This is a genomic window from Streptomyces sp. NBC_00572, assembly GCF_026341815.1.
Lineage (GTDB): Bacteria > Actinomycetota > Actinomycetes > Streptomycetales > Streptomycetaceae > Streptomyces.
On sequence record NZ_JAPENX010000001.1, the window covers coordinates 6,798,244 to 6,821,730 of the forward strand.

The window sequence follows — 23,487 nt, forward strand, 5'->3', positions numbered from 1 at the left end:
GGCTCCTCCATGTCGTCTGCCCGCCGAGACGTCTCCGTCCGGCGGGTCGGATATCTCCAATCTGACCCCCGTCGTCCCCCGGCGCATGTCGGTACCCGCGACCTGCCACGTCCTTCCGCCCGGAATCGCGCGGTTCACGACTGACAAGCCTTTGCCGAGCGAGCGTGACCTCGCCCGGATCGACGCCCGCTACTATGCGGCGGCGGGCGGCCGGCTCGCGGAAGGCTGGCCCGCCCGGAGGGAGTCCTTCGGCGCCTACGACTCCCGCCGGCAGAACTACATGACGTGGAACGTGCAGGCCTGGGCCTTCGCCGGCGACACCAGGCCGGGCTCGCGGACGGACGGATGCCGCTGTCTCAGGTCTCCGACTGGTCCGGCCGACCGAGCCTGCCGCGTGCCGGAGTGTCGAGTACGGGGGTGCCCTCGCGCAGGTCACGAGATGCGGCTGCGGCCTTCTCGTGCCAGTGGCCGTAGCGCTCGGCGAGGGACACGGCCGAGACGCCGTGCAGGAGGACGCTGAGACCGACGGTGATCGCGACGACGTTCCCCAGCAGTTCCACCCCGGGGACGGGATCCTCCACCACCAGCAGCGCCAGGACCACGGAGGCCAGACCACGCGGCCCGAACCAGCCGATGTACGCCACGGTCGGCAGCCGCAGCCCGCTCCCGGCGAGTGAGAGAGCCACCGGCAGCATCCTGACCACGGTGAGGCTGAGCACCGCGTACAGGACGATCCGCCAGCTCAAGTGCTCCAGCGCGGGGCCGAGCAGCACAGCCCCGAAGACGAGAAGACTGATCGCGGCCAGGAGTTCGCCGAGGTTCTCGGTGAATTCGGCCGTGTGGTCGGAGACCTTCTTGTCGACTCTGGTCGAGTGCTGCCGCATGGCGAACCCACAGGCGAACCCGGCGACCCACGCGGCGATGAAGCCGCTGCCGTCCGTCACCACGGCAAGTTCGTACGCCCCGGCCGCCACGGCCGGCAGATAGAGGTGACGCCATGCCCGAGTGATCCATCCCTTGGCCCTGGACCACTGCAGGAGTGTGCCGCCCAGCCACCCGACCAGCAATCCCAGCGCGGTGCTCAGGACCAGAGCCTGCCAGAAGACGCCGACCACTCCTTCCTCCGCGTACTGAGTGCCGGGGATGGCTGCCAGGAACAGGAGGAAGAAGGGCAGGACCATGCCGTCGTTCAGGCCGCTCTCGACATTCAGTCCGTGACGTACGAGCGCCGGAACGCGAGGGTGGGTGATCGCTGTCTTGCCGAGAGCGGCGTCGGTCGGGGCGAGGATGGCACCGACAAGGCCGAGTTCCCACAGAGTCAGCCCCGGCAACAGAGGCCAGGCAAGCAGCCAGCCGGCTCCGATACTCAGCAGAAGCCCGATGCCCAGCAGGCGGCCGGGGAGGAATCCGCCGGCCCGAAGGTCCCGCCTGCGGACCGTCATGGCATCGGTGAACAGCACGAGCGCCAGGGTGATTTCGAGGAGGGCGACGATCGGCGCGGCGTCGTGCGCCACGTCGATGACGTCCAGCACGGCAGGCCCGATGACGATGCCGGCACCGACGAACACCATCGCCGACGAGATCGGCGTGGTGGACAGCCGACGCGAGCCCAGCGCGTACGCGGCGGTGATGGTGGCGACTGCGGCGCCTGCCCAAGCACCACTACTCATGTCCCAGACCTCCGGATGATCGCCCGTGGGCCCCCTTCTACAGGTCGGCGAGCCCCGCTCTGCCGACGTCGACGGGGACACGCCGGACAGCGCCGTGCGGAACGACGGGTCGACGTCGGCCCCGTAGACATGTGCGAGCACGGCGTAGCCAAGACTCGCCGGTACGGTCCGCCCGGGCGTGCCGTCTCCCGGTGGAGCATGTCGATGACCACGGAGGGTACTTCTCCTCGGCCCTCTGGCCGACCAGAGCGATCTGTCCTCCCCCTGCACGTGGAAGGAGAGCTCCGACCGTGCCAAGTGCGACGGCCTGGAACACCGGCGACAACTTCAGCCCCGCCGCGTCCGGGGCCACCGCCGAGACCACTCGCCAGTGGAACGGCTTCAAGGCCGAACTGCGCACCACCTACCCGGACCACCGACGCGGCGAGCAGATGATCTGCGCCCTCGTCCACGACAACCCGGCTTCGAGCTGCCCCTGAGCGACAGGGCGCGGCTGCCATCCGCGGCTCAGGACGCCGGCAGTTCCTCCGCGGGCAGCCGGCCCGCGCGCACCGCGTCCACCAGGGCCTGGTGGTCTCGCTCGTTCTGGTCGGCGTACGCCTCCGCGAAGGTGGCGAGGGCTCGGTCGAACGAGTCGCCGCCGCCCAGATACGCGGCGATCGCGATGCGGTCGCCGGACCGCGCGTGCGCACGAGCCAGCGTGACCCCGCACAGTTCGCCGAACGCCTGCATGTCCTTCGGCCGCATCCTCTCCGGCATGGCTATGCCTTTCCAGTCGCGCAACTGGCGGACGTAGAAGTCGCGCTTCTTGCCGTCGAGCCCGTCCACGCGTTCCCAGCCGAGGAAGACGTCACTCGTGGCCTGCATCAGCCGCTGGCCCGACACCACCCGCTCGCCCTGGTTGCGGTACCGGCTCGCGCCGACGTGTGCGGCCAGCACGGAGGTGTCGGCCTCCTTGGCCTGGAGGAAGAGCGGGTCCTGGTCGTCCCGGCCGAGCAGGAGGAAGATCCAGCACCGGGTGCCGACGCTGCCGACGCCGACCACCTTGCGGGCGACGTCCGCCAGTCGGTAGTCCTCCAGGAGGGTGCGCCGGTCGGAAGCGAGAGTGCGGCCGTACCGCTCGATCAGGCCGCGGAACTGGCGCTCGAGCGTGGCGCGCTCGACGTCCGGCAGCAGGTCGCCGACCGGGACGAGCAGCGGGGGGTCCGCCGCGATCCTGGGCCGATCGTCGACCGTCTCGGTGAGCTTGTCGAAAGCCTGCAGGCTGTCGCGGGTACGGGCCTTCGCCAGCGCGTGGGCCAGGTTCCTCCGACCGTGCTTCGTCGCATGGAGCTGGCCCGCTGCCAGGGACTCGAGGAGATCCGCATCGATCTTCGCGTACCAGACGTCGATGGTGCGCATCCCTGCGAAGCGGATCATGGCCTCGCGATACGAACGAACCGTCGAACGGACGATTCGGGCACGCTCGGTGTCGTCGAAGTCGTTCGCCCGCCCCGCGATGACGAAGCTCGCGGAGAGCCGCTTGACGTCCCATTCCCAGGGGCCCGGCAGTGTCTCGTCGAAGTCGTTGATGTCGAACATCAGCTGCCGCTCCGGTGAGGCGAGCAGGCGGAAGTTCAGAAGGTGGGCGTCCCCGCACAGCTGGGCCGTGAGTCCCGAGCGCGGGGTGCCGGCCAGGTCGGAGGCCATGATCGCGGCAGCCCCCCGGTAGAAGCGGAACGGGGATTCCGTCATCCGGCCGTAGCGGATCGGCACGAGTTCGGGCACTCGTGCCGCGGACTGCGCCTCCAGGATCGCCAGGGGATCCGTCCTCCCGGGAGACGGCTTGTACGCGGCGTGGCCCGACCGCGGCGAGTGGCGCCGGGCCTTCCTGCCGAGGGTCGCGCGTTCCTTGGGTGTGGCGTGGGCAGCCGCGCGCATCGCAGAGGTCGGGTTCTGAGGCATTGAGGACTCTCCTGCCTGGTGCTGTGGCTGTCCGGGATGTCCGGCACAGGGCAAGCGGGGGCCTGAACGGCTCGGCAGCCTCCTCCGACGTCGGGCCGCGCCGGGCGTCGATGCCGGGCGGGCCGTCCGCTCTCAGCCCGGGCCTCGATCTCGGCATCCGCGATGGCGACGGCGAGTGCCGTGGCGGAACTCCCTTCAACCCTAGGTCGCATCCCGGCCTCTCGCCTGGGAGGCACGGCAGCGGGCTCGCTCTGTGGTCCGGCGGCGGCCCCCCTGCCACCGCAGCTTGGTCGCCCCGCCGACGGTGCGGCCGGTGGCCAGTCAGTGCAGGGTGGGCGCGGACGTAGTCCAGAACGCGCAGGTGCAGGGTGTCGTACAGGGTTCGGAGGCGCTGTGCCGGTCGCCGAGCCGGGCCGTGATGAGGGCACGTAGCAGTTCGATGCCCGGCCGGCCTGCCGCTTCCATCCTGTCCATGGAAGAGGGGGCGGGGCGGGCCTGGTGACGGGCGATGCGCCGTAGGCAAGTGGCGTTGAGGTCGGCGAGCGGGTCCTCCGTCTCGTACACGCTGACCGACCCGGACTCGGTCAGCGGGAGCCTGTACGAGGGGCGCCTGCCCGTCAGGGGCAGGCGCTGGCAGGGTCGTCGTGGACGAGAGCGCAGATCATCTGGGCTCCGCGCCGGTGATCGGGGTACGTCTTGAGCAGGTCGGCCTTGAAATCGTTCCACTGGCGCGTGATCTCGGCGGTGGCTCCGGCCGTGGAGTGCCGGAAGTTGTCGTCCGTCTTGGAGCGGGCTGATGTGGCGGTGTCCTTGTTCAGCGCGCGGTTGTGGGAGACGCGGCCGTCGCAGTCGGCGGGTTTGACACCCGTCGAATCGACATCGGTGTAGCAGCCTGTGGTGAGGTCGAGGGGAATGAGGGCGCGCGCGTCCCGGGTCCAGTCGGCGTCCTTCATGGCGCTGTAGCGGCCCATGGCGAGGAACGGCGCGACCTCGGTGCGCTCCAGTCCGGGTGGGTTTTCGAGCCCGACCTGACCAGGGGCGGCCCGATCCGTCCAGTTGGAGTGAGAGTAGAAGTCCTCGATCTGGTGCCAGCCGCGGCCGAGCTGTTCGAGGACGTCGCACTTGGCCCGTTGGGGTTTCTTGTCCCATGTGCAGTGCGAGGACAGGTCACTCTGGTCGGCGCGCACCTTGCCGTGGGCGTCGACGAGGCCGTCGGCGGCCTCGACCGCGTTGCGGAAGCGGGTTACGGAGGTACGGATGCACGCGAGGAGCTCGGTGGTCGCCTCGTCCCGAGTGCGGGGGTAGGCGGGGGCGTAGCGGGGCTCGAGGTAGTCGGCGTTGTCGCAGTGCAGGGGGCCGACATCGAAGTATGGAGGGTGGTCGTTGGCGTTGATCGCCCCGTCGCGGGCATCGGCCATCTCGGTCAGCGTCATGGGCTGCCAGGGCAGCGCGGCCCTGGTGATGTCCTCGTGGTTGCCGCCGGTGAAGGCATGGGCGGGGCCGGTCGGCACGGTGGCCAGAACGGCCGTCAGGATGGCCGCGAGCGTTGCGCAGGCCGTTCGGGGCAGGCCGGGCGGCAGACGGTGGGACATACGGGCTCCAGGCGTACTGAGGGCGTGGGCCGGCCGGGGAGCGTAGGCGAAGCGGCCCAGGCCGCAGGGTGGGGCAGCGCTGTCCCCGAGATCCTTCGTGGATGCGGGGCGAACGCGGTGGCGGCGTCGGTCCAGGCGCGGATGGGTTCCGAAGCTCTCCTGGTCGGCGCCTGCGAGAGGGCCACTTGATCGGGATCCCGGTCATGGTCGGGTGCGCTGGGCACGCAGGCCGTCGAACGGCTCCCCGGGAGCGGGAGTACAGCCATGCCTCCATGCTGCGCGTCCGCCCTCAGCCCCGCGACGCCGGCGCCCTCCTGCGCTCGGCGACGGTGGTGCGGTCGGTGGGGAGGGGTGGCGTAGCGGGTGAGGATCACGGTGACGACCGGGGGAGCGGGATCCAGGGCTGACGCCGCCACCACCCGGTGCCACGATGGAGGGGCAGAGGCTTTGCTGCCGGGCGCTTCAGGGAGGCAACCATGAGCCGCGAGTATCACTTTCATTGCGAGCACGCCGGCTGCTCGGTCACCGTGGGCCTGCGGATGGGTGGCACGCGGGAGCTGGAGCTCCTCGTGGACGGGAAACAGGTCGCCGCCGCCCGCGCCCATGGTCACCACGCCCAGACGACGGTGCTGACCACGATCCTGCCCACCGACCCGCCTCGCGGCATCGATGTCGAGGTGACGCTCCCGGGCATGCTCGGCGGCGATCCGGCCAGCACGCTGCTCGCCGGTGGCGAGCGCAGGCCCATGCCCGCCCGGGAGGTGCCCCGGCGGGCGCGGGCGACGGAGGCCGACTGGTACTCCTGACCGTGTCGGGGCGCCCCGGCTCGGCCGGGGTGGGCTCGCCGCAGGCACCTCTGCAAGCCGGGGTCTGGGCAGGGGGGCCAAGCCCCTTTCCGGCTGGACTGATCGGTGCCAGGAAGGCACGCTGAGTGTGCGCTGCGGATTGTGTCAATCCCCGGGAAGTCTTGCGAATCGCGCGGGCCCATGGTGTACCTGACGGTAGATCACCGCGCCGGCGCTCCTTCGTGAGCGGGAGCCTGCGCCCCGCCGGTCGGTGGCGGGCTGAGTCGCTTCGACACGACATAGGCGACGACGACGGTGACGATGACGAGCGGCATGACGGTGAGGCCCTGCGATCCCAGCAGCAGGGTGGCCAACAGCACCGAGGTCAGAGGGAGCCCGAGCATGGTGACCGACATGGCTCCGATCCCCATCGCGAACGCAGGGGTGAGCCCCAGCCCAGGAAGGTGTGACAGCGCGATACCGCCTGCCGCACCCAGGAACATCGCCGGGAAGATCGGACCTCCCCTGAACGCGCTCAGTGAGGCGCAGTACGCCAGTCCCTTGCACGCGACGAGCAGGGTCAACGTACCGACGGAGTATTCCGCGCTGTTCGCGATCAGCGGGCCGAGGGCGGTCTGCCCCGAGTACAGCACCTCGGTCGCGGCTTTCCCCGTGCCTTCGGCGTAGGCGATGGCGAGCCCTGCGACCACCAGCCCCATCAGGACGGTGGCGGTCACCCGGCGCCGCTCGACACGGGGCTGCGCCAGGAGGGCGAGCCGCCGGATGCCCGTGCCGACGAGGGCCGCCACCAGTCCGATGACGAGTGCCCAGCCGAACTCGGCGACATCGGGCGTGTCGGCGTGCGGGACCTCCGGAAGTGCCAGGGAGTACGTGCCGAGACCGGTCCAGTTGTCCAGGCCGGTGAAGACGAGCGAGCCGATGCCGGCGGCGAGCAGGCCCGGCACCAGGACGACCCCGAGCATCGGCCCGCCGATTCCCGACGCCTCCATGAGGAGGAACGCCCCGGTGATGGGTGACCCGAGCAGGGTGCTGACCGCGGCGAAGCTTCCGGCCGCGCCGACCACGGCCCCGCCCCGCTCCGGCAGGTCCGGCTTGACCAGGCGTACGAGCCAGACGGCCGCGCCGCTGCCGAGGGCGATGAGCGGTGCCTCGGGGCCGATGACGGCACCGAGGGCCAACGAGGCCACGGCGGCGAGGAAGATGCCGGGAAGTTCGAGCGGCTTCGGTGCGCCGGCCATCGACAGCCCCTCCGCGGGCTTGTGACCGCCGATTCCGGGCAGGTATCGGATGGTCGCTCCGACCAGCAGGCCTGCGACACCCAGCAGCGGCAGGGGCCACCAGGGAGGGGTTGCCTGGAAGCCCAGCGCCTTGGGCAGGTCGGTGTAGGTCCACGGCTGGAGTTCGTCGACCAATGCGAGGAAGCCGTACGCGGCTGCGGAGATCGGCACTCCGAGCGCCGCCGCCATGACCAGGAGCCCGACGTAACCGCGGGTCCTGACCAGGGCGAAGGGATCCGGCGGCGGCTTGCCCGGTGCTCCGACGGGACTGTCGGCCGACATGCGCATCAGCTCCTTGGCTCGACATTCGTCGGGATCGCGGCGATTCACCGGCGTCTTCCTGACGTGGTATCACGTGGCGGGCACCGCACCGAGCGGGCTCACCGCCTTTGTGCGGCGGTGGAGTGACGGTCGTTCAGGCGGACCGAGGTCCTCGTCGGGCGGCTCACCCGATGGGGCCTGCGCCGTCGGTGAGCCGGTTCCGCCCCGGGGATGGGGGTACGCGGCGGGTCGAGGCCCACGCGGACAGCACCCAGGATGACGTGCGCGGTACGGCGGTAACGCAACACACTCCACCCCTTGCGGGTTCCCCGTGGCGCGTCCGCGACCGGTTCTCTCAAGAACCCTCGCCGTACCCTGTCATGGGGTTTGAACATGTTCAAGTCTCAGCCGTCGAGGCCCCTCGCCGTTGCGGCGACTCTGTCACGTTCCGTTCGCGCACGATCGCGAGCCCGCAGTCGTAGGGGACGTTCAACGTCTTGTGGGCGTCCGTCGCCAGGTCGGCGGCATGGAGGGGCACCGCAGGACGCCCGCCCGGGGCTCGTCATGCTTCGTCCGGAATCCCACGATTCACGGCTGGCAAGCCTTTGCCATGGCGAGGACTTGCCGTCGTGAGGCCTTCACGACGGCGTTCACGGGTCGATAGACCCATGGCATGTCTTCCCCCTCTCATGCTTCCGCCTTCCGGCGCGGCCGCTGGCGGCTGATCTCGGTTGCCACCGCGGTGCCGCTGCTGGCGTCGGGGCTTGCGGTCCTGCAAGCGCCCGCACAAGCCACTCCGAGCAAGCCCACCGTTCCTGCCAAGCCCTCGGTGACCCACAAGGTCACCCTGGTCACAGGCGACGTCGTCACCGTCACCACGACGGCCGACGGCAGGCAGATCGCCGAGGTCGACCGGCCCGACAGCGCCGTCGGCGGCGTGAAGCTCCAGGAGATCAAGGGCGACCTCTTCGTCATCCCGGACGAGGCGGCGCCGCTGCTGGACACGGACACGCTGGACCGACGGCTGTTCAACGTCACCGACCTGATCGAGATGGGCTACGACGACGCGAAATCGGCTGAGGTACCGCTGATCGCGACGTACACCCAGCCGAAGTCCCGCGCGGCCGTCGAGCCCACGGCTCCCCGGGGCAGCAGGCTGACCCGAAAGCTCAAGGGCATCCGAGGCGCCGCGCTCAGCACGGAGAAGCGGCAGACCCGCACCTTCTGGAACACCGTCGCGCCGCAGGGCAGCCCGTCGCTGGGCGCGGGCGTGGCGAAGCTGTGGCTCGACGGTCGCGTGAAGGCCAGTCTGAAGGAGAGCGTGCCGCTGATCGGCGCGCCCGAGGCCTGGGCGGCCGGCTACGACGGCAAAGGCGTCAAGGTCGCGGTGCTCGACACCGGCATCGACGTCAACCACCCCGACTTCGCCGGCCTGATCGACGGCACGGCGAGCTTCGTGCCGGGTGAGGCCGTCACCGACGTCAACGGGCACGGCTCCCATGTCGCCGGCACGATCGTCGGTTCGGGCGCCGCCTCCGGGGGCGACTACAAGGGCGTCGCCCCCGGCGCCGACCTGTACATCGGCAAGGTGCTCGGCGGCGCCGAGGGCTACGGTCAGGACTCCTGGGTCATGGCCGGCATGCAGTGGGCTGCCGAATCCGGCGCGGACGTCGTCAACATGAGCCTCGGCGACTCCTACCCGACGGACGGCAGCGACCCCATGTCGCAGTCGGTCGACGCGCTGTCCGCCCAGTACGGCACGCTGTTCGTCATAGCCGCCGGCAACTCCGGCCCGGAGAGCATCTCCGCCCCGGGCGCGGCCGCCTCGGCGCTGACCGTGGCCGCCACGGACAAGCAGGACCGGCTCGCGTCCTTCTCCAGCACCGGCCCGCTGGCCTACTCCGGCGGTATGAAGCCGGACATCGCGGCGCCCGGCGTGGACATCACCGCGGCCCGCTCGCAGGAGATGACCGGCGGTGGTGAGGGCCTCTACCGCACCATCAGCGGCACCTCGATGGCCACTCCGCATGTGGTCGGTGCGGCGGCGATCCTGGCCCAGCAGCACCCGGACTGGACCGGCGCGCAGCTCAAGGAACACCTGATGAGCACCGCCAAGGGCCTGGACGGAGGCTACTCGCCGTACGAGGTCGGCACCGGCCGTCTCGACGTGGCCGCCGCCGTGCGCACCACGGTCCGCGGCACCGGATCGCTCTTCTTCGGCAACCACACGTGGCCGCACGAGCCGAGCGACGGCGCCGTCACCAAGGACCTGACCTTCACCAACACCGGCTCCGCCGACGTCACGCTGAACCTGGCGCTGAGCGACGACGGCGGCCCGTTCACGCTGGGAGCCACGACGGTCACCGTCCCGGCGGGCGGCACCGCCGCCGTCCCGGTGACCGGTGACCCGCAGGCCGCCTCGGCCGGCCGGCACGTCGGCTATGTGACGGCCACCGACGCGGCCACCGGGCAGCCGGTGACCCGCACGTCCGTGGCGCTGCTCAAGGAGGAGGAGCGCTACGACCTGAACATCAAGCTGCTCGGGCGGGACGGCAAGCCCGGCGCCGGCTGGGTCACGATCAACCTGGCCGGCGACTTCTGGCCGTGGCAGGTCTACGTCGACGGCTCGACCACCATGCGCATGGCACCCGGCCTGTACACCGTCGCGGGGTACCTCGACGTGACCGGCGAGAAGGCGGACCGCTCGGGTCTGGCCGTGCTGGTCGACCCGGAGACCGTGCTCAAGGACGGCGCCGCGGACGTGGTGCTCGACGCGAGCAAGGCACGCCTGCTGCAGACCGAGGCGCCGCAGCGCACCGAGGACCGCCAGCGCAAGGTCGACTTCAACGTCCACTACAAGGACCTGGACCCGTTCATGGACTACCGCAGCGCGTACGTGCTGCCGCCGACGTACGACGACGTCTACGTCGCGCCGACGGAGCCGATGAAGCAGGGCACGTTCATGCTGACCACCCGTTGGCGCAAGGGCGAGCCACAGCTCAGCCTGAGCACGAAGGGCGGTCGACTCCGGTTCGAGGCCCTGGTACAGGCGGGAAGCGCCCTGGGCACCGCCACGGACACGCTGGACGCCGTCTACGCGGGCAACGGTGCGCCGGCCGCGTACGAGCGGGTCAAGGGCAGGGGCAAGGCCGTCGTCATCGAGCGCAGCGACGAGGTCTCGCCCCAGGAGCGCACCGAGGCCGCGGTCGCGGCCGGGGCGAAGGCGCTGATCGTGGTCAACGACGGTGTCGGTCCCCTGATGGAGTACGCCGGCGAGTCGGCCATCCCGGTCGCCACCGTGCACCGTGACGCGGGCAAGACCCTCGTCACCATGGCCAAGGCCGGCATGTTCAAGCTGACCGTGAAGCAGACCGAGTACACGCCGTTCGTCTACGACCTCACCCGGGAGTACCCCGGCCAGGTTCCGGACCGTGCCCTGGTCTACAAGCCGACAAAGGACGACCTCGCCCGGATCGACGCCCGCTACTACTCGGCCACGGCCGGCGGGCAGGCGGAGGGCTACCGGTCCGACTTCACCCTCAGCCCGTCCTTCAACTTCCCCGAGCGCGAGTGGCACCCGGGCACCCGCACCGAATGGGTGACTCCGGGCCAGGTCTGGAGGGAGTTCCACGCGCAGGGCGTCGACGGCGGCCTGCCGTGGGTGATGGTGTCGGGGGACAACACGTACACCAAGGGCAGCACCACCCGACTGGACTGGTTCGCTCCGGTGACCAGGCCCGGCCAGAGCGAGTCGTTCGGCGTGTACAACTCCCGCTGGCAGAACTACATGACCTGGAACGTGCAGGCGTGGGCCTCGTCCAGCGACACCATGCGGCTGGGCGGCTTCCTGCAGTGGGGTGAGACGCCGACCCACCTGCAGGTCTTCCAGGGCGACACGCTGATCCACGACAACCCGAACAGCACGGACATGCAGTGGGTGGAGGTGCCGGCGGGCAACCTGCCCTACCGCGCCGTCCTGGACGCGGAGCGGCCCGCTGACGTCTTCCGGCTCTCGACGCGCACCCATACCGAGTGGACGTTCATGTCCGACACCGTCGATTCGGACTTCTTCGAGCCGTTTCCGGTGCTGAACCTGGACTACAAGCTGGAGTCGGACCTGCACGGCGACGTCAAGGCCAACGCGACCCAGCGGATCGCGCTCAAGCCGGTGTCGATGGGCCGAGGCACCGTGCCGGGCACCGTCACCACGGTGAAGCTGGACGTCTCGTACGACGACGGTGCCACCTGGCGGAAGGTATCCGTGACAAAGGGCCCTGACGGCTACTGGACGGGTTCGTTCAGGACGGCCACGAAGCCCGGCGGCTTCGTCTCGGTCCGCGCGAGCGCCGAGACGGGCAGGGGCTTCAGCGTCAAGAACGAGATCATCCGGGCGTACGGCCTGCGATGAACCGTACTGTTGGGCCCCGGGGCGGAGACTCCCCGGGGCCCTTCCCCTCGCACCTGCTCCCATCAGGGACTATCCAGAATCTGCCGCCGTGGCACATACTCTCCCCGCTGCGGCAAGCGGAGGAGAGACGGTCGCCGATGTTGGATGTCCTGGGCCTCGAACCCGATGACGAGCGCGTCTACCGGGCGCTGCTCGGACGCCCGAACTCCACCGCGATCGTGTTGTCCGACCAGCTCGACCTGCCGCACGCGCACGTCGACAAGGCGTTGTCCCGCCTGGTCGAGTGGGGACTCGTGACCAGGTCGGCGGACGAGCGGTTCACCGCCGCACCGCCGGCCATGGCGCTCGGCGCTCTCATCAGCCAGCGCCGGGACGGGCTGCGGATGGCCGAGCACGCCCTGGTGACCTTCGCCGAGGAACACCGGGCGGCGATGACCGGGAGCAGCATCAGCGACCTGATCGAGGTCGTCACGGGCGTCGATGCCATCCGCCATCGCTTCCTCCAGGTGCAGCAGGCAGCCCGCACGCAGGTCCGCTCCTTCATCACCGCACCGTTCGTCGCCCTGCCGCCCGACGAGAACACGGCCGAACCCATGGCCATCGGCCGCGGCGTACGGTTCAGGGCGGTACTGGACCGGGCCGTGCTGGCTGAGCCGGGCATCCTCGACGACGCGATCGATTCCCTGCGCAGGGGAGTGCAACTGCGCGTCGCCGACCAGCTGCCGATGAAGCTCGTGCTGGCCGACGCCGACCTCGGCCTCGTCCCGCTCGCGGTCACACCGGACGGGGAGCCCGGCGCCGCGCTGCTGCACCGCAGCGGACTGCTGGACGCGCTGGACGCTCTGTTCGAGACGGTATGGCGCACTGCCGACCCGCTCGCGCTGTCGGCCACGGTCGGAGAGTCCGAACCCACGGTCGAGGTCGGTCCGCACGGCCCGACCGAGCTCGACCGCAGGATTCTCGCGCTGCTCCTGGCCGGCCTGACGGACCTGGCGGCAGCGACACAACTCGGTCTGTCACCGCGCACGCTCCACCGGCGCCTGCGCCATCTCATGGACCTGGCCGGAGTCCGGACCCGGATGCAGCTCGGGGCCTGCGCGGTGCGAAACGGCTGGGCGGAGCCCCTTCGGGCGTGATGGGCAAGCGCCGGCGCACCGCGGCAGCCGTGCGGGCCGACGTGGTCGTCCCGACCACTCCGTGACCAGGGATGCGTTGTCGCGCCGGGCGGCCCGGCGTGGCGAGCCGTGCGGGCGTGGCGGGCGGCCGTGCCCGTTGCACCGGAACGCCTGATGCACGAGCTCGGCATCGCCCGAGCGGTTGACAGGCCCCGTGGCAGACCGGGAAGGGGTGCTCGAGCCGTACCGACAGACACCCGTGGACGTCCAGGTGACCTACCGAGGCGCGTGCCGCTGGCTCGTAGCTGTGCGCCGGGCACACTCATCACCGGGGTGGCTGTGCTCGCAGCATGGTTCCGGCCGTGATGGCCTGTTTATGGTGCCTCGCATTCACACCGAACCCGATGGTGTGCGTCTCGGTACCAGTGCCAGGAGGGCAGCCGATGAGCGCAGTCTCAGTACAGTCCGGAACCGCCGGAGTCCCGGACGGGGTCGGCGGTCCGCAGCCCGTGGGTGCCTATTTCGAACGCATGCCGTTCGGGAGGGCCCATGTGTTGATCGCCCTCGCGCTGTTCATGGCCTTCGTCATCGAATCGTGGGAGCAGCTCGCTCTCGTCTACGTCTCCGCCGACCTCGGCGAGGCCTTCGCCCTCGACGCCGGACGGATCGGGTGGGTTCTCTCGGCCGTGGCCCTCGGCATGATCCCCGGTGCGCTCGTCTGGGGGCCGGTCGCCGACCGCATCGGACGCCGGGCCGTGTGCTTGTGGAGCCTCGGTTCGTACGGGGCCGTGGCGTTGGCCAGTGCCTTCTCGCCGAACTTCACCACGCTGATGATCACCCGGGTGCTCTCGGGGATGGCCCTGGCCGGCATCTACACCGTCACCTTCCCCTACTTCCTCGAACTGCTCCCGGTCAGGTTGCGTGGCCGGGCCGCCGTCTACCTGTCGATCGGCTGGCCGATCGGCGTGCTCGCCGCCGTGGGGGTGACCCAGGCGCTGTCCGGGATGGGCTGGCACGTCGTGGCCGTGGCCAGCGCGCTGGCGGCCCTGTGGGTGTTCGCGATCCGGGCCTGGGTGCCCGAGTCCCCGTACTGGCTGGCCGCCCGTGGCCGGCACGCCGAAGCCCGTGCAGTGCTACGGAAGCTCGGCGCCGAGGTTCCCGAGGGCACCCGCTTCACCGTCGTCGAGCCCGAGCGGGCCGGCAACCCCCTCGCCCTGCTGCGCGGACGGCTGCTCCGCATCACCGTGCTCATGCTGATCGTGAACTTCGCGTTCAACTGGGGCTACTGGGGCCTGCAGACCTGGCTGCCCACGCTGCTCATGGAGAAGGGGCTGAGCATGTCCAGCAGCCTCGGCTTCGTCGCACTGAGCGCCCTCTTCATGATCCCCGGCTATGTCTCGGCGTCGTACCTGACCGGGCGCTTCGGCCGCAAGAAGGTCTTCCTGCCGTACGTGACGGCCGCCGCGCTCAGCGGCGTGCTGTTCGCCTACTCCGGCAGCCTGACCGAGCTGTACGCCGCCAACTTCGCCCTGTCGTTCTTCAGCCTCGGCGCCTGGGGCGTCTGGAACACCTGGAACGGCGAGTTCTACCCGACCGCACTGCGCGCCACCGGCTACTCCTGGGCCACCGCGGCTCAGCTGATCTCCACCTCGGTCGCTCCGTCGGCCGTCGGGTACCTGCTGGCGCGTGCCACCGGGTTCTCCTCCACCGTGCTGTTCATCACCGCGTTCCTGGTGGTGGCGCTGATCGTGGCCGTGCCGCTGCCGGAGACCGAGGGCCGCGATCTGGAGTGATAGATAGGGGCGAATGGTGACAGGATCATGTGGGTGAGGCTGGGAGTGGACGTGGGACGCGTCACCACCGTCGCCGTGCTGGTCGGACCGGGCGGTCAGACGGTGGCGCGCGCGGTGGTGGACAGCGTTCCCGGCCTCGGTGAGTGTCTGCGCGCGGTGCTCGCCGCGCTGCCCGGGGACCGGATCGGTGAGGTGGACGCCGTCGGCCTCACCACAGACCTGGAGCGCCGTCCGTCGCGGCTGCGACCGGTAGCCGCATTGCGGATCGCCCCGCCCAGCCATCCGTCGCTCGGGCCGCTCGCGGACTGGCCTCCGCAGGCCGCCCGCGAAGTAGGGCCGCTCCACGCGGTCGTCCCGGGCGGATCCGCGCTCACCGGGCGGCAACTGGCCCCGCTCGACCGGACAGCAGTCGCGGACTTCGCGCGGCGGGCCGCCGACGCCGGTGTCACCGCCTTCTCGGTCGCGGCGGCCGGCGCGCTGACCCGCCCCGACCCGGAGCTTGCCGCCGCCGAGGTCATCGCCGAAGCCGTGCCCGGCGCGGAGATCACCTTGTCGCACGAGCTCGGGCGGTCGGGGCTGCGGGAACGTGAGAACACCGGCGTCCTCAACGCCGCCCTGCGGCCGTGGGCGGCACGTGTGAGCGATACGGCTGAACGCGCGCTGCGCGTCGGCGGTCTCCGGGCGCCGTTGCACCTGGCCCGCAATACCGGCGGACTCGTTTCCGTCGCGTACTTCCGCCGCTACCCGGTCCTCGCCATCGCCTCGACCACGGCGAGCGCCGTGCGGGGTGCCGCGCTCGCAGCCGGGGCGGACCGCGCCGTGGTCGTCGACGCCGGGGCCTTGGAATTCCGGTGCGCGAGCGTCACCGACGGCGAAGCGGAAAGCTCCGACGCCGGCCCCGGGCTCGGCGGCGTCGACCTGGACCTGGCCCGCATCCGCACCGACGTGTTGCCTCGCGCCGACCTGGTCCTGACCGGCACCGAGCAGGTCGCCGAACTGGTGGCCAGAGTCCGGCGACGGGCCCCCGGCGGTGTGCTCCTCGCGGCGGGCGGCGACTGCGGGCTGGTGCCCGTCCGCGCCCAGGATCCGGCGGCCGCCATCGCCGCCGCGGCCTACGGAGCCGCCCGCTCGGACATCGTCGCCGAAGTCGATCAGGTCGCCGTCGCCGAGGGCCGCGACGAACTCGACCGGCTCCTCGGGCTCGCCGGTGACCAGGCCCTGGCCAGGGTCGTCGCCGCCGGTGCCGCCCCGGCGACCGCCCGCGTCGCGTTCGCCGCCCACACCCCCGTGTCCTACCTGCCCGAGGGCGTTCACCGCCTCCGCGTCCGCGCCGTCGGATCCCCCTCGGGGAATCCCGTCATGACCCGTGGTCGCCGCACATGACGCCCGGGGAGGAGACCGCGCTGGACGCCACACGGCTGGAGGATCTCGCCCAGGGGGCGCTGGTACTCGCAGCCGGCGCAGAGCATTCCTCGTACCGGGCGAGCCTCGACTGGGCGCGGGCGTCCATCGCGGAGCACGGGCCGGTGCCACTGATCCGCCCCGGCGACCTGGGATCCGAGCGGATGTGCGTCACGGTCAGCCTGCTCGGCTCCTCGGCCGCGCTCGCCGAGCAGCTGCCCACGGGCGAGGAGCCGCGCCGGGCGGTCCGGGCGCTGGAGCGCCGCCTGGGCAGGACGGCGGACGCCGTCGTGCCGCTCAACACCGCGGCCGAGAACGCCCTGCTCGCAGTCGTCACAGCGGCGTCCTGCGGGCTGCCGTTGGTGGACGGGGACGGCTGTGGACGAGTGCTCCCCCTGCTGGAACAGACCACGTTCACCATCGCGGGGGTCGATGTCGCCCCGGTCGCCCTGGCCACGCCCGCCGGGGACGTGGTCGTCGTGGAGGCCGCCGGCAGTCGTGTGGAGGAGCTCGTACGGCCGCTCGTCCTCGCGGCCGGAGGCTGGGCGGTCGCCGCCTGCTACGCCATGGACGGCGCACGACTCGCGGCCGCCGTGGTTCCCGGCACCGTGAGCCGGGCCCTGGCGGCGGGGCGCCCGAGCCATGGTGACCCCTTCGCGCTGTGGCAGCCGAAGCCACGTCGACTGGGCATCGGGCGGATCACCGCCGTGGAGCACCCGGCGACGCCGGGACCGGACACCGCCGGGGGCACGGCGCTGCCCTCCCGGCCGACCAGTGTGGTCGTCTCCGAGACCGAGGGCCTGCACAGACGGTTCCGCCTGGAAGCACACAACGAGGTGCTGCTGGTCCTCGCCGACGGCGCACCGGCCGCGGCCGCGCCGGACCAGATCCTGATGCTGTCGGCAGCCGACCAGCGGGTGCTGGACGTCGAACGTGCCATTCCCGGCGTCGAGGTGGAGATCGTCGTGATCCCCGCCGCGCCCGCCTGGCACTCCCCGCAAGGCCGCCGACTGGCGGCTGCCGGTGGGCTCATCCTGCTGAGCCCGGATCTTGAACCGGATGCGCGGCGGGTGAAACACCCGGACGCGGAACGACCCGAGGAGACCCGGTGGTGAGACGTCCCGACCTGTCCGCGCCCATGACCGTCGCGGAGCTGGTGCAGTACGGTCCGTTGCCCGGCGTACGCATACTCGGCACGAGGGGGCGCGACGCCCAGGTCCTGGACGTACGCATCGTCGACCGGCGTGATGCCCTCGACAACCTGCGTCCGCACACCGCGGTCGTCCTCACCGAAGCGCCGGCCCGGTCGGGATGGATCGTGGAGATGGCCCTGCGCAAGGCCTGGGAGCAGGCGGCCGCCTGCGTGGTCGTACCCGAGACGGCGGTGGCCGTGCATCCGCCGGGCGCACTCGCGGACCGCCTCGGCGTTCCGCTGTTGTTGATCGGCGGCGACGCGCTGGAAGGTGCCGTAAGGATCGCCTCCGCCGTGTCCCGGCCCGACGCCGGCCGGACCGCACTGCTGGCCGACGCCGCTCAGCGCCTCGCCGCCGCCGGCCCGCACGTCGAGCGCGTACTGGCCGCGCTGCACGCGGCGCTGCCCTCGACATCCCTGGCCCTCACGGATCCGGTGGGCGGGATGCTGGCCGGGCGGCGGGCCGCAGTCGACTCCGAGCACCCGGTGCGGCTGGACGTGCCGGGGCCCGACGGGCACCCGCTCGCGGTTCTCGTAGCCGACTCCCGCTCCAAGGAGGCGGGTTGGGCAGCGACCGTCGAATCAGTCCTGCGGATGGCGGTACCCCCGCTGACCGCATGGGCCGCCACTCGCCGCCTCGCGGAGGAACAGCTGGACCGCCGCAGTGAGTTGCTGCTGCACCAGCTGACACACCCCTCCGAGGACGAACAGGCCAGTGCCCACGTCCGGGCCGAGGCCGCGGCGCTCGGCTGGCCGCTGGCCGGGCCTCTGATCGCGTTCGCCCTGCGACCGGCCGTCGCCGCGGACGCCGGCGCCGCGCCCCTGCCGGGACCCGCGCTGCGTGCGCTCTGGAGCAGGTACGGCATCGGTGGACCGCTCATCGCGTACGAGGACTGCTGGGTGTCATGGCGTTCTGCGGCAGCCGGCAGTCCGACCTCTGACACGGAAGTGTGGCTGCGACAGGGCGAGGCACAGCTGCGTACGGCCGTTCGGGCGATCGGTGACCAGCTCCCGCTCGCCGGGGGAGTGGCCGGTCCGGCCGGTGACACCGGCACGCTGGGCGTGGCGCTCGCCGACGCCAGGGCCGCTGCGGCCGTCGCCGCCGTACCCGGGTCGGTGGTCCGCGCCGACCGTATGGGGCCGGCCCAACTGCTGTCCGCGTTGCCCGCGGAGGCGCTACGGCGGCCTGCCGAGGTCGTACTGGCCCCGCTGCTCGCCGCGGACCGGGACGGAACGCTGCTGCGGACGCTGGCGATCGTCCTGGACCAGGGTGCCGCCCCCTCGGCCGCGGCGGAGATCCTCGGTGTCCACCGGAACACGGTCGCGGCGCGACTGGAACGCATCCGCTCGCTCGGCTTCGACCCCGAGGACCCCGCCCAGCGACTCGCCCTGCACCTGGCCTGCCGTGTCCTGCTGACCGAGTCCTGAGTGGGAAGCGGCGACGAACGCGCCACCACACGGGGAGGGCCCGGTCGCCGAGGGGGATTCGGCAACCGGGCCCGGTTCAGGGGGAGTCGGCGCGGTGGGAGGTCAGGACTTCACGCCGTAGGCGGACGCTGCCCGCTCCCGGCTCAGCAGGCCCTGCCGCTGGTCTTCCCGCACCGCCTCGGCGGGGCGCTCCGCGACGGGACCGAAGCCGCCGCCTCCGCCGCTCTCGCAGCGCAGCACGTCGCCCTGGCGCACGGCCAGCGCGTTCACCTTGAGCAGTTCGCGCTCGCCGTCCCGGCCGGGGTTGAGGACGACGCGGGGCGCCGCGCCGGTGCCGCCGCCGAAGACACCCCACGCGGGGGTCACGGAACGCTCCCACCACAGCGACAGGTTCTGGTCGGCCTCGAACGTGTACTGGCGCACCACGCCGTTGCCGCCGCGGGTACGGCCCGCCCCGCCGGAGTCGGTACGGATCGCGTACTCCGTGACTCGTACGGGGAACAGCGTCTCCAGCACCTCGACGGGCATGTCCCGCAGAGAGCCGTTGACGTTGTTGATCAGGCAGGACTCGCCGTCGTCGGTCTGCCAGGCGCCCCAGCCGCCGACCGTCGCCTCCTGCGAGACGAAGAGCCTGCCGTTGCGCGGGTCGGTCCCGGTGAACTGCACGATCATCGAGTCGCCGTAGCTGGCGGCGGCCGCTCGCGCGGGCACCGCCGGCGCCAGCGCCTTGACCACCAGGTCGATGACGAGGCCGAGGTGGGAGTAGTAGTACTGGCAGGCCGCCGGCTCGACGGCGGCGAGCATGGTGCCCGGCCGTGTGATCACCTTCAGCGGCCGGAAAGAACCGCCGTTGAGTGGGACGTCACCGCTGACCAGCAGCTTGTAGCCGACCCGGCAGGCGGCGACGGTCTGCGCCGCACCGCAGTTGACCGGCCCGGTGGCCTGGTCGGCGCAGTCGGTGACGTCCATCGTCATCCGGTCGCCGTCGATCTCGACACGCACGGTGACGTGGAGCGGAGTGCCCAGGTCGATGCCGTCGTTGTCCAAGTGGCCGGTCGCCTCGTAGACACCGTCGGGAATGGCGGCGATCTGCTCCCGTTCCAGCCGCTCGGTCTGCGCGAAGATGGCGTCCCGCGCGGCGAGGACGGTCCGCAGCCCCCAGCGGCGGACGATCTCCGCGAAGCGCCTCGCGCCGGTACGGGCGCAGGCCACCTGGGCGCGCATGTCCCCGAGGGTGGGCTGCGGGAAGCGGACGTTGCGGGCGATCAACGCGTGCGCCTGCTCGCAGGGTTCGCCGCCCTCGTAGATCTTCAACGGGCCCATCCGCAGGCCCTCCTGGTAGATCGAGGTGGAGTCCATCGAACCGCCGGGGTCCTTGGAGCCCATGTCGATCCAGTGCGCACGGGACGCGGCGAAGCCGATCAGCTCACCGTCGGCGGTGTCCTCGGTGAAGATCGGTGCGTAGACGGTGACGTCGTTGAGGTGGGTCCCGCCGATGTAGGAGTCGTTGAGGACCCAGACGTCGCCGGGCTTCCAGGCATCCGCTCCGTACGTCTCCTCGGTGGCCCGGGTGCACACCTCAAGGTTGCCCAGGAAGATCGGCAGGCCCGAGGACTGGCCGAGCACGTTGTGGTCCCGGTCGAGGAGGGCGACCGCGCAGTCCTTCGCCTCGTAGATGGTGGGCGTGTAGGAGGACCGGATGAGGGTGGTGTTCATGTCCTCCGCGGCCTGCAGCAGCGCGCAGCGGATGATCTCGGTGGTGACCGGGTCGACGACCCGGCTGCCGGTGTCGGTCATGCCGTGGCTCCAACCTTGATGACGAGGAAGCCGTTCTCGTCGACGGTGACCGACGAGTCCGGGGGGACGACGGTGGTGGAGGTGGCCTCCACGATGACCGCGGGACCGACGAGGCGCTGCCCGGGTGCGAGCCGCTCGCGGCGGAGAACGGTGGTGTCGTACGAGCGGCCGCCGAAGACGACCGGCCGCTGCCGGACGGTGTCGGAGGCGGCCTCCTCGGCGGCGTACGGCACCGGTGCGGCCTCGGGCAGCGCGCCGAGCGCGGTGCTGCGCAGGGTGACGAACTCGACGGGTGCCTCGGGCGTGGCGTGACCGTAGCGGCGTTCGTGGAGGGCGGCGAAGCGCGCGGCGGCGGTGGCGAGGAAGCCCTCGCCGGCCGGTTCGGTGGCGGCGAGCAGCGGAACGGCGAGGGTGTAGTCCTGGCCCTCGTACCGCATCTCGACGACGTGTTCGACCCGCTGCCGCCCCACGGGGACGCCCTGCTCGGCGAGTGCGGCCAGCGACTCGTCCTCCAGGCCGGCCAGCGCGCGGGCCATGGCCTCACCGTCCAGGTCGGCGCCCGGGGTGAAGAACTGGCGGGTGAGGTCGCGGCGGACCTCGGTGCCGAGCATGCCCCAGGCGGAGAACGCGCCCGGGAAGCGCGGCACGACGACCTCGCCGATACCGAGTTCGCGGGCGATCTCCACGGCGTGCATCGGGCCTGCGCCGCCGAACGCGAGCAGGGCGAACTCGCCTGGTTCCAGGCCGTGTTCGACCGTGAGCGTACGGATCGCCTGGGCCATCTTGGCGTTGGCGACGTCGCAGATCCCGCTCGCCAGTTCCACCGGCTCCAGACCGAGCTCACCGGCGAGCGTGGCGACGGCCTGCTGGGCCGCGGCCACGTCGAGCGTCATGTGGCCGCCGGCGAACCAGTCCGGGTCGACGCGTCCGAGCACCGCGTTGGCGTCGGTCACGGTGGCCTGGGTGCCGCCACGCCCGTAGCAAGCAGGGCCGGGGAGGGCCCCGGCGGACTCCGGTCCCACCCTCAGGCCACCGGCCTCCGCATAGGCGAGGGAGCCGCCGCCGGCGCCGATCGTCTGCAGGTTGACCAGTGGCATCAGGACCGGGAAGCCGTCCGCCGAGCCCTCGTTGGAGACGTCGGGACGGCCGTCGAGGACCAGCGACACATCGAAGGAGGTGCCGCCCATGTCCACGCAGATCGCGTTGCGCCGGCCCAGCAGGCCCGCGGCCGCCGCACCGCCCATGGTTCCGCCGACCGGCCCGGACAGCAGGGTCTGCAAGGGGTGGCGGCGGGCGTAGGCGGCGTTCACGACGCCGCCAGAGGACTGCATCACCTGGACCGGGACGGTCAGGCCGTGCTCCGCGAACCGCCCCTCGATCCGGCCCAGATAGCGGCGCACCACAGGGCCCGTGTACGCCTCCAGGACGGCCGAGGACGTCCGCTCGTACTCGCGCCACTCGCCCGCCACCTGGTGCGACAGCACCACGACGACGTCCTCGCCGAGTTCCTGCTCCAGGATCTTCCCGGCCAGCAGCTCGTGGTCCGGGTTGACGTACGAGAAGAGGAACGAGACGGCGACCGCGTCGAATCCCTCGTCCTTCGCACGTCGGGCGGCGGCCCGTACAGCGTCCTCGTCGAGGGGTTCGAGCTCGGTGCCGCGCCAGTCGAAACGGCCGCCCGCCTCCGTCGTGTCGCAGCGCTCGACCAGCGGCTTCGGCTTGCGGTAGTGCAGGTCGAACATCCGGTCCCGGTTGCCGCGGGCGATGTGGTAGACGTCCCGCATCCCGGCCGACGTGAGCAGCAGGACGCGGGCGCCCTTGCGCTCCAGCAGGGCGTTGAGGCCCTGTGTGGTGCCGTGCACGAAGAAGGAGATGTCGCCGGGCGAGTCCACCGCCCGGCCCAGCGAGGCGAAGACTCCCTCGGCCAGGTCGCCCGGGGTCGTGGGTGCCTTGGCCGCGAAGTAGGTACCGCTGTGTTCGTCATAGGCGACGACGTCGGTGAAGGTTCCACCGATGTCCATGGCCACCCGGTATGTCATTGCGCCTCCCGGCTTTCTCAGGGGATCGCCGAGGACGCTAGCCCGAGCCTTCCGGGGAGGGCTGTGCGCGGCGCACGGGCGGCGGGCCGCCACAGTGCGGCGTGCCTGGTTCAGTGATCGCCGAGAGGGAGGCCGCCCGGCTGCTGCACGTCCTCGTGCAGGTGGACGATGCGCCACCCCGCGTCGACGCCCTGCCGCAAGACCGCGGTGTTGCGGACCAGCTCGGGGCACAGCTCCCCGGCCGAGGGGTCGGGCGCGAAGTCCACCCGCAGCCAGAAACGCAGCACCGCGATGTCACCGAAGACGTCCACGACCTGCCCGTACGGCTCCAGCCTGATCTCCACCGGCCCCACCCCACCGGTGGGGCGCCCCTCGCGCACCCGGTCCAGGTCCGGCTTCCCGAAGAGCAGCCCGGCGGTCCCGGAATCCCACACGGTCGCCTCCGGATCCAGACAGGCGTCGATCCGCGCACGGTCTCCGGCCGAGTAGGCCTCGTACATGGTGGTGATCACCCGCCAGACGGCGGCTGCCGTCTCAGGGACCGCGCCGGGGCGGGCACCGGCGGGGGACGAGGGGGACACGGGCATGGCGGGGCCTCCGGAGCTGTGGGAGAGAGGTCGCGCCTCCGAACGGGACAGCGACGGGCAGTCAACCTACACACCCGGGTAGCCCATCACGCGCGCCCATGCGCCCTTCACGGCACGTCGATGGGCGCGTGGTCGATGCCCGGGCTCCCGTCGGAATCCTGGCCCGACATCTGGATC

16 protein-coding genes are annotated in these 23,487 nt (G+C 71.5%); 8 read left to right on the forward strand and 8 right to left on the reverse strand.

Translation table 11 applies throughout. The annotated features are described in order from the left end of the window. Positions 1-356: 356 nt before the first annotated feature. Positions 357-1,670, reverse strand: a complete 1,314-nt coding sequence (locus OG514_RS30675; RefSeq protein ID WP_266900255.1) for a sodium:proton antiporter — start codon at positions 1,668-1,670, stop codon at positions 357-359. Between the two features lie 290 nt (positions 1,671-1,960). Between OG514_RS30675 and OG514_RS30680 the strand changes: the two genes are divergently transcribed. Then, positions 1,961-2,149, forward strand: a complete 189-nt coding sequence (locus tag OG514_RS30680) for a hypothetical protein (protein ID WP_266900257.1) — start codon at positions 1,961-1,963, stop codon at positions 2,147-2,149. 28 nt (positions 2,150-2,177) lie between these two features. Here OG514_RS30680 and OG514_RS30685 read toward each other — a convergent pair whose 3' ends face one another. The 3 genes from OG514_RS30685 to OG514_RS30695 all read right to left on the reverse strand — a co-directional run bounded on the left by OG514_RS30685 (position 2,178) and on the right by OG514_RS30695 (position 5,206). After that, positions 2,178-3,614 carry a DUF2252 domain-containing protein gene (locus OG514_RS30685; RefSeq protein ID WP_266900259.1) on the reverse strand — a complete coding sequence of 479 codons (1,437 nt, stop codon included), beginning with the start codon at positions 3,612-3,614 and terminating at the stop codon, positions 2,178-2,180. Between the two features lie 321 nt (positions 3,615-3,935). Next, positions 3,936-4,178 (reverse strand): hypothetical protein, encoded by a 243-nt coding sequence (locus OG514_RS30690; protein ID WP_266900261.1) that lies wholly within the window; start codon positions 4,176-4,178, stop codon positions 3,936-3,938. 53 nt (positions 4,179-4,231) lie between these two features. Beyond that, positions 4,232-5,206 carry a hypothetical protein gene (locus tag OG514_RS30695; RefSeq protein ID WP_266900263.1) on the reverse strand — a complete coding sequence of 325 codons (975 nt, stop codon included), beginning with the start codon at positions 5,204-5,206 and terminating at the stop codon, positions 4,232-4,234. A 476-nt stretch (positions 5,207-5,682) separates the two neighbouring features. On the opposite strand from OG514_RS30695, the gene OG514_RS30700 reads away from it, so the two are divergent. Beyond that, positions 5,683-6,012, forward strand: coding sequence for a hypothetical protein (locus OG514_RS30700; protein ID WP_266900265.1), 330 nt, complete (start codon positions 5,683-5,685; stop codon positions 6,010-6,012). 200 nt (positions 6,013-6,212) lie between these two features. Here OG514_RS30700 and OG514_RS30705 read toward each other — a convergent pair whose 3' ends face one another. After that, a complete protein-coding gene (locus OG514_RS30705; RefSeq protein WP_266900267.1) occupies positions 6,213-7,571 on the reverse strand; it encodes a chloride channel protein in 1,359 nt (452 codons plus the stop codon). Positions 7,572-8,223: 652 nt separating this feature from the next. On the opposite strand from OG514_RS30705, the gene OG514_RS30710 reads away from it, so the two are divergent. From OG514_RS30710 to OG514_RS30735, 6 genes are all read left to right on the forward strand, one after another. Next, positions 8,224-11,958, forward strand: coding sequence for a S8 family serine peptidase (locus OG514_RS30710; RefSeq protein WP_266900269.1), 3,735 nt, complete (start codon positions 8,224-8,226; stop codon positions 11,956-11,958). A gap of 137 nt (positions 11,959-12,095) precedes the next feature. Further along, positions 12,096-13,094: a helix-turn-helix domain-containing protein gene (locus tag OG514_RS30715; protein WP_266900271.1), complete on the forward strand. Its 999-nt coding sequence runs from the start codon at positions 12,096-12,098 to the stop codon at positions 13,092-13,094. Positions 13,095-13,516: 422 nt separating this feature from the next. Continuing rightward, entirely contained in the window at positions 13,517-14,866 is a 1,350-nt protein-coding gene (locus tag OG514_RS30720) for an MFS transporter (RefSeq protein WP_266900273.1), read from the forward strand. A gap of 51 nt (positions 14,867-14,917) precedes the next feature. Beyond that, on the forward strand, positions 14,918-16,249 hold the full coding sequence (locus OG514_RS30725) for a hydantoinase/oxoprolinase family protein (RefSeq protein ID WP_266900275.1): 1,332 nt from the start codon (positions 14,918-14,920) through the stop codon (positions 16,247-16,249). Then, positions 16,246-17,382, forward strand: coding sequence for a DUF917 domain-containing protein (locus OG514_RS30730; protein WP_266900277.1), 1,137 nt, complete (start codon positions 16,246-16,248; stop codon positions 17,380-17,382). Before OG514_RS30725 ends, OG514_RS30730 begins: the two co-directional genes overlap by 4 nt. Next, positions 17,379-18,887: a CdaR family transcriptional regulator gene (locus OG514_RS30735; protein WP_266900279.1), complete on the forward strand. Its 1,509-nt coding sequence runs from the start codon at positions 17,379-17,381 to the stop codon at positions 18,885-18,887. The genes OG514_RS30730 and OG514_RS30735 overlap by 4 nt, the downstream gene beginning before the upstream one ends. 102 nt (positions 18,888-18,989) lie before the next feature. Here the strand turns inward: OG514_RS30735 and OG514_RS30740 are convergent, their stop codons facing one another. The 3 genes from OG514_RS30740 to OG514_RS30750 form a co-directional block, all read right to left on the reverse strand. After that, positions 18,990-20,684, reverse strand: a complete 1,695-nt coding sequence (locus OG514_RS30740; RefSeq protein ID WP_266900281.1) for a hydantoinase B/oxoprolinase family protein — start codon at positions 20,682-20,684, stop codon at positions 18,990-18,992. Continuing rightward, positions 20,681-22,705, reverse strand: a complete 2,025-nt coding sequence (locus OG514_RS30745) for a hydantoinase/oxoprolinase family protein (protein ID WP_266900283.1) — start codon at positions 22,703-22,705, stop codon at positions 20,681-20,683. Before OG514_RS30745 ends, OG514_RS30740 begins: the two co-directional genes overlap by 4 nt. A gap of 128 nt (positions 22,706-22,833) precedes the next feature. Next, positions 22,834-23,310 (reverse strand): DUF4440 domain-containing protein, encoded by a 477-nt coding sequence (locus OG514_RS30750; protein WP_266900285.1) that lies wholly within the window; start codon positions 23,308-23,310, stop codon positions 22,834-22,836. Between the last annotated feature and the right edge of the window lie 177 nt (positions 23,311-23,487).